Origin of the sequence: Mycobacterium sp. 1245805.9, assembly GCF_001672915.1 — a bacterium.
GTDB lineage: Bacteria > Actinomycetota > Actinomycetes > Mycobacteriales > Mycobacteriaceae > Mycobacterium.
In genome coordinates this window covers 1-15,470 of the sequence record NZ_LZKR01000182.1, presented here as the reverse complement: position 1 = coordinate 15,470, position 15,470 = coordinate 1, and the positions used below count along the sequence as shown (strand labels likewise).

The 15,470-nt window shown below is 67.9% G+C and carries 13 protein-coding genes, 2 tRNA genes and 1 pseudogene; 12 read left to right on the top strand and 4 right to left on the bottom strand.

Going from position 1 to position 15,470, the window contains the following annotated elements; all coding sequences use genetic code 11:
- Positions 1 to 62: 62 nt before the first annotated feature.
- Both A9X00_RS24295 and A9X00_RS24290 read left to right on the top strand, forming a co-directional pair.
- Complete coding sequence (locus A9X00_RS24295) at positions 63 to 278, top strand: hypothetical protein (RefSeq protein ID WP_067159290.1); 216 nt, start codon at positions 63 to 65, stop codon at positions 276 to 278.
- The gene (locus A9X00_RS24290) at positions 265 to 732 is read left to right on the top strand and encodes a DUF5130 domain-containing protein (protein WP_067159287.1); all 468 of its coding nucleotides are present in this window, start codon (positions 265 to 267) and stop codon (positions 730 to 732) included. The genes A9X00_RS24295 and A9X00_RS24290 overlap by 14 nt, the downstream gene beginning before the upstream one ends.
- Positions 733 to 820: 88 nt before the next feature.
- On the opposite strand, the gene pepN is transcribed toward A9X00_RS24290, so the two are convergent.
- Entirely contained in the window at positions 821 to 3,397 is a 2,577-nt protein-coding gene (gene pepN / locus A9X00_RS24285) for an aminopeptidase N (RefSeq protein ID WP_067159283.1), read from the bottom strand.
- A 128-nt stretch (positions 3,398 to 3,525) separates the two neighbouring features.
- Here pepN and A9X00_RS24280 point away from each other — a divergent pair, with 128 nt between their 5' ends.
- From A9X00_RS24280 to A9X00_RS24270, 3 genes are read left to right on the top strand one after another with little or no spacing between them, the layout of a single operon-like run.
- Positions 3,526 to 4,149, top strand: a complete 624-nt coding sequence (locus A9X00_RS24280; RefSeq protein WP_067159280.1) for an Rv2466c family mycothiol-dependent reductase — start codon at positions 3,526 to 3,528, stop codon at positions 4,147 to 4,149.
- Positions 4,150 to 4,195: 46 nt separating this feature from the next.
- Positions 4,196 to 4,675 carry a ribose-5-phosphate isomerase gene (locus A9X00_RS24275; protein WP_067159404.1) on the top strand — a complete coding sequence of 160 codons (480 nt, stop codon included), beginning with the start codon at positions 4,196 to 4,198 and terminating at the stop codon, positions 4,673 to 4,675.
- Positions 4,676 to 4,677: 2 nt separating this feature from the next.
- A complete protein-coding gene (locus tag A9X00_RS24270; RefSeq protein ID WP_067159278.1) occupies positions 4,678 to 5,484 on the top strand; it encodes an Fpg/Nei family DNA glycosylase in 807 nt (268 codons plus the stop codon).
- Between the two features lie 417 nt (positions 5,485 to 5,901).
- Here A9X00_RS24270 and A9X00_RS24265 read toward each other — a convergent pair whose 3' ends face one another.
- Complete coding sequence (locus A9X00_RS24265; protein ID WP_067159275.1) at positions 5,902 to 7,095, bottom strand: serine hydrolase domain-containing protein; 1,194 nt, start codon at positions 7,093 to 7,095, stop codon at positions 5,902 to 5,904.
- Positions 7,096 to 7,126: 31 nt separating this feature from the next.
- Positions 7,127 to 7,197 (bottom strand) — tRNA-Gly (locus A9X00_RS24260).
- A 157-nt stretch (positions 7,198 to 7,354) separates the two neighbouring features.
- On the opposite strand from A9X00_RS24260, the gene A9X00_RS24255 reads away from it, so the two are divergent.
- The 4 genes from A9X00_RS24255 (at position 7,355) to clpP2 (ending at position 10,217) form a co-directional block, all read left to right on the top strand.
- A tRNA-Pro gene (locus A9X00_RS24255) sits at positions 7,355 to 7,431 on the top strand.
- A gap of 38 nt (positions 7,432 to 7,469) precedes the next feature.
- Positions 7,470 to 8,867: a trigger factor gene (tig, locus tag A9X00_RS24250; RefSeq protein ID WP_067159272.1), complete on the top strand. Its 1,398-nt coding sequence runs from the start codon at positions 7,470 to 7,472 to the stop codon at positions 8,865 to 8,867.
- A gap of 127 nt (positions 8,868 to 8,994) precedes the next feature.
- Complete coding sequence (gene clpP1, locus A9X00_RS24245) at positions 8,995 to 9,585, top strand: ATP-dependent CLP protease proteolytic subunit ClpP1 (RefSeq protein ID WP_067159269.1); 591 nt, start codon at positions 8,995 to 8,997, stop codon at positions 9,583 to 9,585.
- The gene (gene clpP2 / locus A9X00_RS24240; protein ID WP_067007947.1) at positions 9,582 to 10,217 is read left to right on the top strand and encodes an ATP-dependent CLP protease proteolytic subunit ClpP2; all 636 of its coding nucleotides are present in this window, start codon (positions 9,582 to 9,584) and stop codon (positions 10,215 to 10,217) included. The genes clpP1 and clpP2 overlap by 4 nt, the downstream gene beginning before the upstream one ends.
- Before the next feature lie 57 nt (positions 10,218 to 10,274).
- On the opposite strand, the gene mmuM is transcribed toward clpP2, so the two are convergent.
- Positions 10,275 to 11,171, bottom strand: a complete 897-nt coding sequence (mmuM, locus tag A9X00_RS24235) for a homocysteine S-methyltransferase (protein WP_067159266.1) — start codon at positions 11,169 to 11,171, stop codon at positions 10,275 to 10,277.
- Positions 11,172 to 11,427: 256 nt separating this feature from the next.
- Between mmuM and clpX the strand changes: the two genes are divergently transcribed.
- The 3 genes and pseudogenes from clpX to A9X00_RS24220 all read left to right on the top strand — a co-directional run.
- A complete protein-coding gene (clpX, locus tag A9X00_RS24230; protein ID WP_067159263.1) occupies positions 11,428 to 12,708 on the top strand; it encodes an ATP-dependent Clp protease ATP-binding subunit ClpX in 1,281 nt (426 codons plus the stop codon).
- Positions 12,709 to 12,752: 44 nt separating this feature from the next.
- A complete protein-coding gene (locus A9X00_RS24225) occupies positions 12,753 to 13,982 on the top strand; it encodes an MFS transporter (RefSeq protein ID WP_067159401.1) in 1,230 nt (409 codons plus the stop codon).
- A gap of 231 nt (positions 13,983 to 14,213) precedes the next feature.
- Positions 14,214 to 15,404, top strand: a pseudogene (locus A9X00_RS24220) (2-oxoacid:acceptor oxidoreductase family protein); the annotation flags it as partial.
- Positions 15,405 to 15,470: the final 66 nt, after the last annotated feature.

Below are 15,470 nucleotides of genomic sequence, written 5' to 3'. Positions count from 1 at the left end.
AAGTGTGCGGGTGCCTCATCCGGTGGGATACGGTTTGCGTCGTGAGCGTTGCAGAGATTCACATGTACTTCATCGGCATCCCGCTGGTGCTGGTCGCGGTGCTGTCCGCGCTGATCTGGAGGCACAAGGGACCCCACCCCGCGACCTACAAGATGTCGGAGAAGTGGACGCACCCGCCGATCCTGTGGGCGGCCACCGACGAAGACGTCGGCGGCGCGCACGGCGGACATGGAACGTCGGAGTTCTCGGTCGGAGGTGGCGCCAGTGGCACATGGTGAGGTTGCGACGATCGCTCCCAGCGAGCTGCCCAAGGGCTCGGTGATCACCACCAGCGGACGGATTTCGGGCGTCACCGAGCCGGGCGACGTCTCGGTGCACTACCCGTTCCCGATCAGCGACCTGGTCGCCATCGACGACGCGCTGAAGTACGGCTCGCGGCAGTCCCGGGCGCGGTTCGCGATCTACCTCGGCGACCTGGGCAGCGACACCGCCGCGCGGGCCCGCGAGATCTTGGCCAAGGTGCCGACGCCCGACAACGCGGTACTGCTCGCCGTGTCGCCCGACCAGGCCGTCATCGAGGTGGTCTACGGCTCGGCGGTCCGCGGCCGCGGCGCCGAGTCGGCCGCGCCGCTCGGGGTGGCCGCCGCCTCGTCGGCGTTCGAGCAGGGCCACCTGGTCGACGGGTTGGTCAGCGCGATCCGCGTGCTCAGCTCCGGGATCGCGCCGGCCTAGGTTTGCGACGCCCCGCCCACCGCGAGGGTGCGCGAATGTACGCCGAATGCGGCGTGTCGCCGTACAAACACGCGCGCTCGCGGGGGCGTTATGCAGACGCGTCGAACGTGCGGGCTTTCAGCGACCGCTTGACCCCGGCCTGACCCTCGAGCACCAGGCGGCGCAGCGCCGGCGGCACCTCCGGATCGCTCAGGAACTCGTCGGCGGCCGCGACGCCGTCCTCGCTGATGTCCCAGTGCGGGTAGAGGCCGATCACGACGGTTTGGGCGACCTCGCTGGAGCGACGCGCCCAGACCCCGGGGATCGCCTCGAAGTAGCGCCTGGTGAACGGCCTGAGCAGCTCGTGCTGTCCCGGCGGCGCGATGCCGGCGATGATCGATCGGGCCGTGATGTTGGCCAGCGTGTCGTCCTCGATCACCGTCGTCCAGGCCTGCTCCTTGACCTCGAGTTGGGGCCGCGCCGCCGCCGCCTGGGCGCCGTGGCGCTTGCCGGCGGCGGTCGGGTCACGCCGCACCTCGGCGTCGATGAACGGGGTCGCCGGCCCGTCGGCGTCGATCTCGCCGGCGGCGGCCAGCGCGGTAACGATGCGCCAGCGCAGGTCGGTGTCGATCTCCAAACCGGCCAACCCCCGTTCGGCCGGGTCGTGGTCCAGCAGGTCGGCCAGTGTCACAACGTGCCGCGTCGACAGCACCGACGTGCACAGCGTGTTCACGAACGCGAGCTGGTGATCCGATCCGGCTGGCGCGGCGCGCGCCAATTCCAGCAGCCGGTCGGCGAATTGCGGCCAGCCGTGCTCATACGCCCAGGCGGGCTCGGCGTAGGACCGCAGCGCGGTCTGCGCCTGCATCAGCAGCCGTTGCGCCACCCCGACCTCGGTCTCGGCCTGCACGCCGCCGGAGACCAGCGCGACGAAATCGCGGGCCCGCAGCTCGGCCTCGCGGGTCATCTCCCACGCGGCCGACCACACCAGCGAGCGCGGCAGCGGCTCGGCGATGTCGGCGATCCGCTCCAGCGCCGTCTGCAACGACTGCCCGTCCAGCCGCAGCGAACAGTAGGTCAGGTCGTCGTCGTTGACCAGGATCAGCTTGCCGCGCGAAACGCCAACCAGCGCAGGCACTTCGGTATCCGGGCCCTCGACGTCGAGCTCCTCGCGGTGGACGCGCACCAGCTTGCCGGCGCGATCGTCGTCATAGATGCCGATCGCCAGCCGGTGCACCCGCGTCTCGCCCGCGCCGGGTGCGGCGCCGCTTTGCCGCACCACGAACCGGGTGAACTTGCCGTCTGCGTCGACGTCGGAGTCGGGTCGCAGCGTGTTCAGACCGGTGGTCTTCAGCCACTGCTGCCCCCAGTCGGACAGGTCGCGACCGGACGCCTTTTCCAGCGCGGCGATCAGGTCGGCGAACGTGGCGTTGCCGTACGCGTGCGTGCGGAAGTAGTCGCGCAGCCCGGCCAGGAAATGCTCCAACCCGACGTAGGCGACCAGTTGCTTGAGCACCGAGGCGCCCTTGGCGTAGGTGATTCCGTCGAAGTTCACCTCGACGGCGGCCAGGTCGGGGATGTCGGCGGCGATCGGGTGCGTCGACGGCAGCTGGTCCTGGCGGTACGCCCACGACTTCTCGACGGTGGCGAACGTCGTCCAGGCCTCGGTGAATTCGGTTGCCTCGCTTTGACATAACACCGATGCGAAGGTCGCGAACGACTCGTTGAGCCACAGGTCGTCCCACCACGTCATGGTGACCAGGTCGCCGAACCACATGTGCGCCATCTCGTGCAGCACCGTCTCGGCGCGCCGCTCGTAAGAGGCCCGGGTGACCTTGCTGCGGAAGACGTAGTCCTCGAGGAAGGTCACCGCCCCCGCGTTTTCCATGGCGCCGGCATTGAACTCGGGCACGAACAGCTGGTCGTACTTCCCGAACGCGTAGGGCAGGCCAAAGTTCTTGTGGTAGAAGCCGAATCCCTGCTTGGTCTGGGTGAACAACCGCTCGGCATCCATGAATTCGGCCAACGAGGCCCGGCAGTAGATGCCCAGCGGGATCTCGCCGTGTTCGTCGGTGTAGGCGTCCCTCCACTCGGCATACGGGCCGGCGATCAGCGCCACCAGGTAGGTGCTCATCCGCGGGGTGGTGGCGAAGGTGTGCACCCCGTTTTCCACCGACACGGTCGCGCCGTTGGAGATCACCTTCCAGTGCTCGGGGGCGGTCACCTGCAGGTCGAACGTCGCCTTGAGGTCGGGTTGGTCGAAGCAGGCGAACATGCGCTTGGCGTCGGCCGTCTCGAACTGCGAATAGAGATAGACCTCGTCGTCCACCGGGTCGACGAAGCGATGCAGCCCCTCGCCGGTGTTGGAGTAGCGGCAGTCGGCGTCGAGGACCAGGACATTTTGCTTCTCGAGCCCGCGCAGCGGGATGCCGGTCGATTCGTCGTATCCGGACACGTCGAGCTCGCGGCCGTTGAGGGTGGCGCTGCGGACGGCGTCGGCGGCGATGTCGATGACGGTGTCGGCGCCGGCAACGGCGTCGAACGCGACGGTGGTGGTGGACCGGAACGTCCGATCCCCGGGCGCGCCCGCGCCGTCGGTGATGTCGAGGCTGATCCGATAGCTGTCCACGGTGATCAGGGCCGCGCGTTCGACGGCCTGGTCACGGGTGAGGTTAGGAAGGGCCACGCGTCCAACTTAAACGTGTTGATGAACGGCCGGTAACCGGAGCGACGGGGCGGGAACACCCGCCACGCGACTACGGTTGTGCTGGACGGTGTTGTGACCGTATCTGCTCTCGAGGAGAGGACCGCGCTATGTCCGAGAAGGCCAACGAGAAAAACCGAGCCGATTTCTGGTTCGATCCGCTGTGTCCGTGGTGCTGGATCACGTCGCGCTGGATCCTCGAGGTGGAGAAGGTCCGCGACATCGAGGTGCACTTCCACGTCATGAGCCTGGCCATCCTCAACGAAAACCGCGAAGGCCTGCCCGACAAGTACCGCGAGATGATGAAGCACGCGTGGGGGCCGGTGCGGGTGGCGATCGCCGCCGAGCAGGCCCACGGCGCCAAAGTGCTGGACCCGCTGTACGCCGCGATGGGCACCCGGATCCACAACGAGGACAACAAGAACCTCGAGGAGGTCATCAAGCTGTCGCTGGCCGACGCCGGCCTGCCGGCGGAGCTCGCCGAGGCCGCGCAGAGCGAGGACTATGACGAGGCGCTGCGCAAGAGCCACCACGCCGGGATGGACGCGGTCGGCGACGACGTCGGAACGCCGACCATCCACGTCAACGGGGTGGCGTTCTTCGGGCCGGTGCTCTCGAAGATCCCGCGCGGCGAGGAAGCGGGCAAGCTGTGGGACGCCTCGGTGACCTTCGCCTCCTACCCGCACTTCTTCGAACTCAAGCGGACCCGCACCGAGAAGCCCGAATTCGACTAGGCCCTCGACTGGCCCCGGTGGGCGCGCGGCTGTAAAGATGTCGGGCATGCGCGTCTACCTGGGTTCTGACCACGCCGGATACGAGCTCAAGCAGCAGATCATCTCCCACCTCAAGGAATCCGGGCACGAGCCGATCGATTGCGGCGCGTTCAGCTATGACGCCGAGGACGACTACCCGGCGTTTTGCATCGCGGCTGCGACGCGCACGGTGGCCGACCCGGAGAGCCTGGGCATCGTGCTCGGCGGGTCGGGCAACGGCGAGCAGATCGCCGCCAACAAGGTGCCGGGAGCGCGCTGCGCATTGGCCTGGAGCGTCGAGACCGCGACGTTGGCGCGCCAACACAACAACGCGCAGTTGATCGGCATCGGCGGCCGCATGCACACCGTCGAGGAGGCGTTGACGATCGTGGACGCCTTCCTGAGCGCGCAGTGGTCGAAAGCCGAACGCCACCAACGGCGTATCGACATCCTCGCCGAATACGAGCGCACCCACCAGGCGCCGCCGGTGCCCGGCGCCCCGGCCTAGAGATGCCCGAAGGGCATACGCTGCACCGGCTGGCCCGGCTGCATAAACGCCGATATGGCGGCGCGCCGGTCGCGGTGTCCAGCCCGCAGGGCCGGTTCGCTGGCTCGGCGGCCGTCGTCGACGGCCGGGTGCTGCGGCGCACCAGCGCCTGGGGCAAGCACCTGTTTCACCACTATGAAGGCGGCCCCATCGTGCACGTGCACCTCGGGTTGTACGGCACCTTCACCGAGTGGGAGCGGCCGCACGGTGCGCCCCCGCCCGAACCGGTCGGGCAGGTGCGGATGCGGATGGTCGGCGCCGAGTACGGCACCGACCTGCGCGGCCCGACGGTGTGCGAGGTCATCGACGAAGGCCAGGTTAGCGACGTGGTGGCCAAGCTGGGCCCCGACCCGTTGCGCAGCGACGCCGACCCATCGTGGCCGTGGGCTCGAATCAGCAAGTCGCGCAAGCCGATTGGCGCGCTGTTGATGGACCAGACCGTGATCGCCGGCGTGGGCAACGTCTACCGCAACGAGTTGCTGTTCCGCCACCGCATCGATCCCTTCCGGCCCGGCCGCGCGATCGGCGAGGCCGAGTTCGATGCGGCGTGGACCGATCTGGTGGCGCTGATGAAGGTCGGCCTGCGCCGCGGCCAAATCGTCGTGGTACTGCCCGAACACGACCACGGTCCGCCGTCCTATCGGCAAGGGCGGCCCCGCACCTACGTGTACCGGCGCGCGGGGGAGGCGTGCCGCGTGTGCGGGGGAACGATCCGCACCCAAGTGCTCGAGGGCCGAAACGTGTTCTGGTGCCCCAACTGCCAGAAGTGAGCGGCTCGGGCCGCTGACAGGAAACCCTAAGCAAGAAACGCCGGCGTCTACTGTTTGCGTGCGGCTCGGGTCGGGTATTGGTAGCGACCGTGAACACCATTCCACGTTTAGTTGCAACCCTTTTCGCGATAGCCGTCGGCCTTGGCCTAGCGGGGCTGGGCGCCGCGACCGAGGCGCAAGCGCAGCCCGGGCCGTTCCCGCAATGGTGCCCGGGAGACTTCTGGGACCCGGGCTGGGGCGATAACTGGGACCGCGGGCACTGCCACGACAATTGGCGCGGGCCGGGCCCCAACCCGCATCCCGAGCCGTGGCGCGGCCCCGGCGGCCCGGGTGGGCCGGGCGGCCCCGGATGGGATCATCGCTGACCCGTTGACCGATTGACCGCGCCCCGTCGGCGTCCGTTCGGCGGGGCGCGGTTTACGTTCGGGCGCGCTCGACGACGCCCAGCGCGGCGTAGACCTCGTCGCTCAGCGCGACGCTCCGCGGGTCGGCGTTGGCCTTGGTGGCGTCGAAGCGATTCATCACGTACGCGTAGCCGATTCGGTGCTCGAGGTCGACAAACCCGAACGAGCCACCCAGGCCGCCGTGCCCGAAGATCCGGGGATTGGGGCCGTTGACGCACCGCTGGTTGAGCATGTAGCCCAGGCCCCAGCCGTGGTCGGCGACGCGCGGGCCCAGCACGAGGTCGGTCTCGAAGCCGCCCTGCGACACCCGGACCCGTTCCATGTGCTCACGGGTCAGCAGCCGCTCCTGCGCGAGCGCGTTGTAGAACGTTGCCAGGCCCAGCGCCGACACCTGGCCGTTGGTGCCGGGGAACTCGAGTCGGCGCCACAGCTCCAGGTCGTGCGAGCCGAGTTCGTCGTCGGGGGCGAAGCCCATCGATATCGACAGGGCCGCCTTCGGGTGTTCGGTCAGGCTGGTCGGGTAGCCGGGCGCCTGCGCCTCGGCCAGCAGATCCCGGGCGTGCGGCTTGTTGACCCGCTCGGCGCAGCGCTGTTGTTCGGCCGGAGACAGGCCGATGTGGACGTCGGCGCCCAGCGGCTCGGCGATCTCAGTGCGCAGGTACTCACCGACGGTGCGGCCGGTGACGCGGCGGAACACCTCGCCGAGGATGAAGCCGAAGGTGGTCATGTGGTAGCCCTGCGCGGTGCCGGGTTCCCACCACGGTTCCGCGGCGGCGAGCTGCTTGCAGACGAAGTCCCAGTCGGCGACCTCCTCCCAGCCCATCCGGTTGCGGGGGCCGATGACGCCGGAGCGGTGGCTCATCACCATGGCCAGCGTGATGCGGTCCTTGCCCGCCTGCCCGAACTCCGGCCAGTAGCGGGCCACCGGCGCGTGCAGGTCCAGCTCCCCGCGGTCCGCCAGCTGGTGGACGCAGGTGGCCGTCATCCCCTTGGTGCCCGACAGGATCGTCGTCAGGGTGTTCTGTTGCCAGGGCCGGGTGCGGGCGGCGTCGGCCCAGCCGCCCCAGAGGTTCACGACGAGCTCACCGTCGACCCACGCCGCGACGGCCGCGCCAACCTCGGCCTGCAGCACGAAGTTGCGCTCGAACGCGTCGCGCACGCCGGCGAAATCCGACGCGCAAGTGCCCTTCAGTTCGACGTCGCTCATGGCGCCTTTCTGTTGAGCAAGCAACAGCCCGAGCGGGCGACGGGAATCGAACCCGCGTAGCTAGTTTGGAAGACTAGGGCTCTACCATTGAGCTACGCCCGCAAGTTTTAGTCGAGCGAGACTGTATCTGGCGGCGAACATCAAATCTAATCGAAGCGGTTTTGTGATCGCCCCGTGAGGTCCCACACGTCTTGACGGTCCGCGGCGGAGCCGACGGCCACCATTGCCGTGAAGGGCCGTAGGATCTGCGAGGTCAGCGCGGGGTGTAGCGCAGCTTGGTAGCGCATCCGCTTTGGGAGCGGAAGGCCGCAGGTTCAAATCCTGTCACCCCGACCAATACTGCGCCGATCCACCGAATACCGAGGAGCAAACCCGTGAAGAGCAGCGTCGAGCAGTTGAGCCCCACCCGGGTGCGCATCAACGTTGAGGTGCCGTTCACCGAACTCGAGCCCGATTTCCAGCGCGCCTACAAGGAGCTGGCCAAGCAGGTCCGGCTGCCCGGATTCCGTCCCGGCAAGGCGCCCGCCAGGTTGCTCGAGGCCCGTTTCGGCCGCGAGGCGATGCTCGACCAGGTCGTCAACGACGCGCTGCCCGCCCGGTATGGACAGGCGGTCGCCGAGGCGGAAGTCGAGCCGATCGGCCAGCCCGAGATCGAGGTGACCAAGAAGGAGTACGGCGAAGAGTTGGCGTTTACCGCCGAGGTCGACGTGCGTCCGAAGATCGCCCTGCCCGACCTCGGCTCGCTGAAGGTCACGGTCGATCCGATCGAGGTGGGCGACGACGACGTCGACGCCGAGCTGGAGTCGTTGCGCGAGCGGTTCGGCACCCTGAAGGGGGTCGAGCGCCCGGTGGCGCTCGGCGACTTCGTCTCGATCGACCTGTCGGCAACCGTCGACGGCGAGGAGGTGCCCAACGCGGCCGCGGAGGGCCTGTCGCACGAGGTGGGCTCCGGCCGGCTCATCGCGGGCCTGGACGACGCGCTGGTCGGCCTGTCGGTCGACGAGTCCAAGGAGTTCACCGCGAAGTTGGCGAGCGGGGACCACGCCGGCAAGGACGCACAGGTCACCGTCACCGTCAGGTCGATCAAGGAACGCGAACTACCCGAACCCGACGACGAGTTCGCCCAATTGGCCAGCGAGTTCGACACGATCGACGAGCTGCGGTCCAACCTCCGCGAGCAGGTGGGCCGGGTCAAGCGGGCCCAGCAGGCGGAGCAGATCCGCGACGCCACGATCGACGCCCTGCTCGAACAGGTCGACGTGCCGCTGCCCGAGGCGATCGTCAAGGCCCAGGTCGACAGCGCCGTGCACAACGCGCTGCACAGCTTCGAGCACGACGAAGCCAAGTTCGCGGAGGCGCTGCGCGAGCAGGGCAAGTCGCGTCAGCAGTTCGAGGTCGACGCGCAAAACGCCGCCGAGTCCGACGTCAAGAAGCAGCTGTTGTTGGACGCGCTGGCCGACGAACTCGAAATCCAGGTCAGCCAGGAGGACCTCACCGAGCGGCTGGTGATGACGTCCCGGCAGTACGGCATCGAGCCGCAGCAGCTGTTCGCCTATCTGCAGGAGAACAACCAGCTGGCGGCCATGTACTCCGACGTCCGTCGTGGACTGGCCGTCGCGGCGGCGGTGGAGGCGGCGACGGTCACCGACACCGACGGCAACCCCATCGACACGAGCGAGTTCTTCGGCAACGGCGGCCAATCGGATGAGGCCGACGAGGCCAACGCTGCCGAGGCCGCCGAAACCGCTGAGGCCGACGACGAGGCGAAGTGACCCGCGATGACGCTGTGAGCGAACGCGCCCATTTCAGGGGGTGCGTGACCGGCACACGGCGGGCTTGGTTGGTTAGGGTCGGAACAGAGAAGAACTCGAGAAAGCAGGTAACCCAGTCGTGACTGACATGCGTTCGCCCTCGCAGGGGCTCAACCTCACGGACTCGGTCTATGAGCGCTTGCTCTCCGAGCGCATCATCTTCCTGGGTTCGGAGGTGAACGACGAGGTCGCCAACCGGCTGTGCGCGCAGATCCTGCTGCTCGCCGCGGAGGACGCTGACAAGGACATCTCGCTCTACATCAACTCCCCGGGCGGATCGATCAGCGCCGGGATGGCGATCTACGACACCATGGTGCTGGCGCCCTGCGACATCGCCACCTACGCGATGGGCATGGCCGCCTCGATGGGCGAGTTCCTGTTGGCGGCGGGCACCAAGGGCAAGCGCTACGCGCTGCCGCACGCCCGCATCCTGATGCACCAGCCGCTGGGCGGGGTCACCGGCAGCGCGGCCGACATCGCCATCCAGGCCGAGCAGTTCACGGTCATCAAGAAGGAGATGTTCCGGCTCAACGCCGAGTTCACCGGCCAGTCGATCGAACGCATCGAGGCCGACTCCGACCGCGACCGCTGGTTCACCGCCCAGGAAGCCCTCGAATACGGTTTCGTCGACCACATCATTACCCGCGCCGCTCACATCACCAACGGAGAAGCCCAGTGAATCCCGAAACGCAACCCCAGGCGCGGTACATCCTGCCGTCGTTCATCGAGCACTCCAGCTTCGGCGTCAAGGAATCCAACCCCTACAACAAGCTGTTCGAGGAGCGCATCATCTTCCTCGGCGTCCAGGTCGACGACGCGTCGGCGAACGACATCATGGCGCAGCTGCTCGTGCTCGAGTCGCTGGACCCCGACCGCGACATCACCATGTACATCAACTCGCCCGGCGGCGGGTTCACCTCGCTGATGGCGATCTACGACACCATGCAGTACGTGCGCGCCGACATCCAGACCGTGTGCCTGGGCCAGGCCGCGTCGGCGGCGGCGGTGCTGCTGGCCGCCGGGACGCCGGGCAAGCGGATGGCGCTGCCCAACGCCCGCGTGCTGATCCACCAGCCGTCGCTGTCCGGCGTGATCCAGGGCCAGTTCTCCGACCTGGAGATCCAGGCCGCCGAGATTGAGCGGATGCGCACGCTGATGGAGACCACGCTGGCCCGCCACACCGGCAAGGACGCGTCGGTCATCCGCAAGGACACCGACCGCGACAAGATCCTGACCGCCGAAGAGGCCAAGGACTACGGGATCATCGACACCGTCCTGGAGTACCGGAAGCTCTCCGCGCAGACGGCTTAGCCCCATTTCGCCGAGCCTGAAATTTTGCAGGCCGTCACCCGCACTTTTCCTGCGAAATTACAGGCTCGGCGCAAGAACCCTGGCGAGCTCCGCGATGTCGGCCGGCCCGACGCGGCAGCAGCCGCCGACGACGCGAGCGCCTGCCGCCACCCACTCGGCCGCGAGCCCCGCGGAGAAGCGCGGCGGCCCAACCCAGCCGCGCCCGTCCCAGCGCTCGCCGCTATTGGGATACACGATCACCGGCTTGCCGACATCGCGAGCCAGCCGGATCGCGGGCAGCACGTCGCCGGGCGCGCAGCAGTTGACGCCGATCGCCACGATCTCCGGCACCCCGGCGGCCACCGCGAACGCCTCGCCCAGCGGTTGTCCGGCGCGGGTCGTCGCCCCGTCGATGGTGTAGCTGAGCCACGCCGGCACGCCGGCGGAGCGGACCAGATCGACCAGCGCCTCGGCCTCGTCGACGTCGGGCACCGTCTCGCACGCCAGCACGTCGGCCCCGGCGGCGGCCAGGACCTCCAGGCGCGGCCGGTGCCACCGCCGCAGGGCGGCGACGGACAGGCCGTAGCGTCCGCGATATTCGGAGCCGTCGGCCAGCGCCGCGCCGTACGGGCCGACGGAGGCGGCGATCAGCCCGCCCGCGCCCGCTTCGTCGCGCGCCGCCCTCGCCAGCTCGACGCTGCGGCGCAACAGGCCGGCGGCTTCGTTGCGGTCGATTCCGTGGGCCGCGAAGCCCTCGAACGACGCCTGATAGCTGGCCGTGGTCGCGATCGCGGCGCCCGCGCGGAAGAACGCGGCGTGCACGGCGACGATCTCCTGAGGCGCGTCCGCCAGCAGCCTGGCCGACCACAGCGGGTTCGAAAGATCATGCCCGCGCGCCTCCAGCTCGGTGGCCAGGCCGCCGTCGCTGATCAGTACGGACTCGGTTGGCCCTCCAAATCCGAAAGCCAATCCCACCCGATAACTGTAGGGTTGTGGCAGCCCACTGGACTCGATCGGGTAACGAGCGCGACACGCCAAAAACACGGATTGCGCGTCTCGGCGAGTGAGGGGCGCCGTCTGCCTATATGTTTCATGCAGACATACGGACATGAATACCAACGACGCGATTCGGCGGTAATGGTCGCGGGGGGCCCAAGCAAGCGGGTAGCGTCGGGGAATACATGCGGCATAGCACGACGAACGGCGAACAAGGAAGTAGGCCCTCAGCACCATGGCGCGCATCGGAGACGGCGGTGACCTGCTTAAGTGCTCGTTCTGCGGGAAGAGCCAAAAGCAAGTCAAGAAACTCATTGCTGGCCCCGGTGTGTACATCTGCGATGAGTGCATAGACCTCTGCAACGAGATCATCGAAGAGGAACTCGCCGACGCCGACGACGTCAAGCTCGACGAACTGCCCAAGCCCGCCGAGATCCGGGAATTCCTGGAGGGATACGTCATCGGGCAGGACACCGCCAAGCGCACCCTGGCCGTCGCGGTCTACAACCACTACAAGCGGATTCAGGCCGGGGAGAAGGGCCGCGACTCGCGGTCCGAGCCCGTGGAGCTGACCAAGTCCAACATCTTGATGCTCGGCCCCACCGGCTGCGGCAAGACCTACCTCGCCCAGACGCTGGCCAAGATGCTCAACGTGCCGTTCGCCATCGCCGACGCCACCGCACTCACCGAGGCCGGTTATGTCGGCGAGGACGTCGAGAACATCTTGCTCAAGCTCATCCAGGCCGCCGACTACGACGTCAAGCGCGCCGAGACCGGCATCATCTACATCGACGAGGTCGACAAGATCGCCCGCAAGAGCGAGAACCCGTCGATCACCCGCGACGTGTCGGGCGAGGGCGTTCAGCAGGCCCTGCTGAAGATCCTGGAGGGCACCCAGGCGTCGGTTCCCCCGCAGGGCGGCCGCAAACACCCGCACCAGGAATTCATCCAGATCGACACCACCAACGTGCTGTTCATCGTCGCTGGTGCGTTCGCCGGGCTGGAGAAGATCATCTACGAGCGGGTCGGCAAGCGCGGCCTGGGCTTCGGCGCGGAGGTGCGCTCCAAGGCCGAGATCGACACCACCGACCACTTCGCCGACGTCATGCCCGAGGACCTGATCAAGTTCGGCTTGATCCCCGAGTTCATCGGGCGGCTCCCGGTGGTCGCCTCGGTCACCAACCTGGACATGGAGTCGTTGGTCAAGATCCTGTCCGAGCCGAAGAACGCGTTGGTCAAGCAGTACACGCGCCTGTTCGAGATGGACGGCGTGGAGCTGGAATTCACCGACGACGCGCTGGAGGCGATCGCCGACCAAGCGATCCACCGCGGCACCGGCGCCCGCGGCCTGCGGGCGATCATGGAAGAGGTCCTGCTGCCGGTGATGTACGACATCCCGAGCCGCGACGACGTCGCCAAGGTCGTGGTGACCAAGGAGACGGTGCAGGACAACGTGCTGCCGACGATCGTGCCGCGCAAGCCGTCGCGCAGCGAACGCCGCGACAAGAGCGCCTAACAGTTCCCTGATTCCGGCCGCCTGACGCTTTGGACAGCTCGGCCGTGGTTCCGCAGCGCGTGGCGCGCGGGCTGGACCTGCTCAACTTCCTGCTGGCCGATGTTCGCGACGGGCTGGGCCCGTACCTGTCGGTCTACCTGCTGGTGACCCATCACTGGGACCAGGGTTCCATCGGGTTCGTCATGGCGGTCGGCGGCATCGGGGCGATCGTCGCCCAGGCACCGGCCGGCGCGCTGGTCGACGGGACGACGGCCAAGCGCGCGGTGATCATCGCGGGCGCGCTGACCGTCACCGCCGGATCGCTGGCGATGCCGTTGTTCCCGGGTTTCTACTCCATCTCGGTGCTGCAGGCCCTCACCGGAGTCGCGGGTTCCGTCTTCGCGCCGGCGTTGGCCGCCATCACCCTGGGCGCGGTCGGCCCCCGTCTCTTCTCGCGCCGGGTCGGGCGCAACGAGTCGTTCAACCACGCGGGCAACGCCTCGGCCGCGGCCGTCACCGGCGGCCTGGCTTACTTCTTCGGGCCGGCGGTGGTGTTCTGGGTGCTCGCCGCGATGGCGGCCGGCAGTGTCGTTGCGGCCCTGCGGATTCCGCCCGACGCGATCGATCATGATGTGGCGCGGGGCATGGACCACGCCCCGGGTGAGCCGCACCCGCCGCCGTCGCGGCTGGCGGTGCTGCTGCACAACCGTAGGCTGATGATTTTCGCCGTCACGATCGTCGCCTTCCACTTCGCCAACGCGGCGATGCTTCCCCTGGTCGGCCAGTTGTTGGCGCTGCACAACAAAGATGTCGGGACCGCGCTGATGGCTGGGTGCATCGTGGCGGCGCAGGTCGTCATGGTCCCGGTGGCCTACCTGGCCGGGGCCAAGGCCGACTCCTGGGGGCGAAAACCGATTTTCCTGGTCGGATTCGCGGTCTTGGCCGCGCGCGGATTTCTGTACACCCTGTCGGACAACTCGTACTGGCTGGTCGGCGTGCAACTGCTTGACGGCGTGGGCGCCGGGGTGTTCGGTGCGCTGTTTCCGCTCGTCGTGCAGGACGTGACGCACGGAACCGGCCGGTTCAACATCAGCCTGGGCGCCGTGACGGCAGCGACGGGCGTCGGCGCTGCGGTCTCCAACCTGGTTGCCGGCTCGATCGTGGTGGCGGCGGGCTACGACGCCGCCTTCGCCTTCCTCGGCGCGCTGGCAGCCGCGGGCCTCGTCCTTTATCTCGTGGCGATGCCCGAGACGGCACCGCATGCACGGCGCACGCCGAGCAGGCGGCGGACGTGACCAATACCACACTTTCGCTGCCTACGCACCAGTAGCCCGCGCTGACTTCGGCGTTAGCGTAAATCCGCTGCATGCAATGCTTTCGAGACGCTCATGCTCCCCTTAAAGAAGTGCCATAATTGGTACTACTAGTGACACACAAGCTTGCGGGCCCGGGAGCCGCCCAAACGGCGCGTACCCTAATGCTCCAGCGCGAAGTGCCTATCCGGTTAACGAATGGAAGGCGGATAAGTGGATCCGAACGGCAGCGGGGCCGGGTCTGATTCTCCCAATGGCTCCTCTCGCAATGGGTCGGACCGCCAGCGTCTAGAACAAGTTGTCATTCGATTCGCCGGGGACTCCGGCGACGGCATGCAGCTGACCGGCGACCGGTTCACGTCCGAGGCAGCCCTTTTCGGGAACGACCTGGCGACCCAGCCCAACTATCCCGCCGAGATCCGCGCCCCCGCAGGCACATTGCCCGGGGTTTCGTCCTTCCAGATCCAGATCGCCGACTACGACATCCTGACCGCCGGCGACCGCCCCGATGTCCTCGTGGCGATGAACCCGGCGGCGCTCAAGGCCAACATCGGCGACCTGCCGCGCGGCGGAATGGTCATCGCCAATTCCGACGAGTTCACCAAGCGCAACCTGACCAAGGTCGGCTACGTGACGAACCCGCTGGAGACCGACGAGCTCGAGGAGTACGTCGTGCACTCCGTCGCGATGACGACGCTGACGCTCGGGGCCGTCGAGTCGATCGGCGCGTCGAAGAAGGACGGCCAGCGCGCCAAGAACATGTTCGCGCTCGGCCTGTTGTCGTGGATGTACGGGCGGCCGATAGAGACCAGCGAGCGGTTCATCCGCGAGAAGTTCGCCCGCAAGCCCGACGTCGCGGAGGCCAACGTGCTCGCGCTCAAGGCGGGCTGGAACTACGGCGAAACCACCGAGGCGTTCGGCACCACGTACGAGGTCTCGCGGGCGGTCCTGCCGTCGGGCGAATACCGCCAGATCTCGGGCAACACCGCGCTTTCCTACGGCATCGTCACGGCCGGCCAGCTGGCCGGCATCCAGGTCGTGCTCGGCAGTTACCCGATCACGCCGGCCTCGGACATCCTGCACGAGCTGTCCAAGCACAAGAACTTCAACGTGATCACATTCCAGGCCGAGGACGAGATCGGCGGCATCTGCGCCGCGATCGGCGCCTCCTACGGCGGCGCCCTCGGCGTCACCAGCACGTCCGGGCCGGGAATTTCGCTCAAGTCCGAAGCGCTGGGCCTGGCCGTGATGACCGAGCTGCCACTGCTGGTCATCGACGTCCAGCGGGGCGGCCCGTCGACCGGGCTGCCCACCAAGACCGAGCAGGCCGACCTGCTGCAGGCGCTGTACGGCCGCAACGGGGAGTCCCCGGTGGCGGTGGTGGCGCCGCGTTCGCCGTCGGACAACACGATCACCGGGGTGTGATACGAGACCGCGATGCGCACCGCCTCGATGGCGGTCTCGAAGCAG

Excerpts from the sequence above, each read along its gene's own strand:
- A9X00_RS24265 (WP_067159275.1), bottom strand. The coding sequence starts at position 7,095 with ATGAGCGACGTCGAACTGAAGGGCACTTGCGCGTCGGATTTCGCCGGC.
- A9X00_RS24280 (WP_067159280.1), top strand. The coding sequence starts at position 3,526 with ATGTCCGAGAAGGCCAACGAGAAAAACCGAGCCGATTTCTGGTTCGAT.
- A9X00_RS24295 (WP_067159290.1), top strand. The coding sequence starts at position 63 with ATGTACTTCATCGGCATCCCGCTGGTGCTGGTCGCGGTGCTGTCCGCG.
- clpX (WP_067159263.1), top strand. The coding sequence starts at position 11,428 with ATGGCGCGCATCGGAGACGGCGGTGACCTGCTTAAGTGCTCGTTCTGC.
- clpP1 (WP_067159269.1), top strand. The coding sequence starts at position 8,995 with ATGCGTTCGCCCTCGCAGGGGCTCAACCTCACGGACTCGGTCTATGAG.
- A9X00_RS24275 (WP_067159404.1), top strand. The coding sequence starts at position 4,196 with ATGCGCGTCTACCTGGGTTCTGACCACGCCGGATACGAGCTCAAGCAG.
- A9X00_RS24270 (WP_067159278.1), top strand. The coding sequence starts at position 4,678 with ATGCCCGAAGGGCATACGCTGCACCGGCTGGCCCGGCTGCATAAACGC.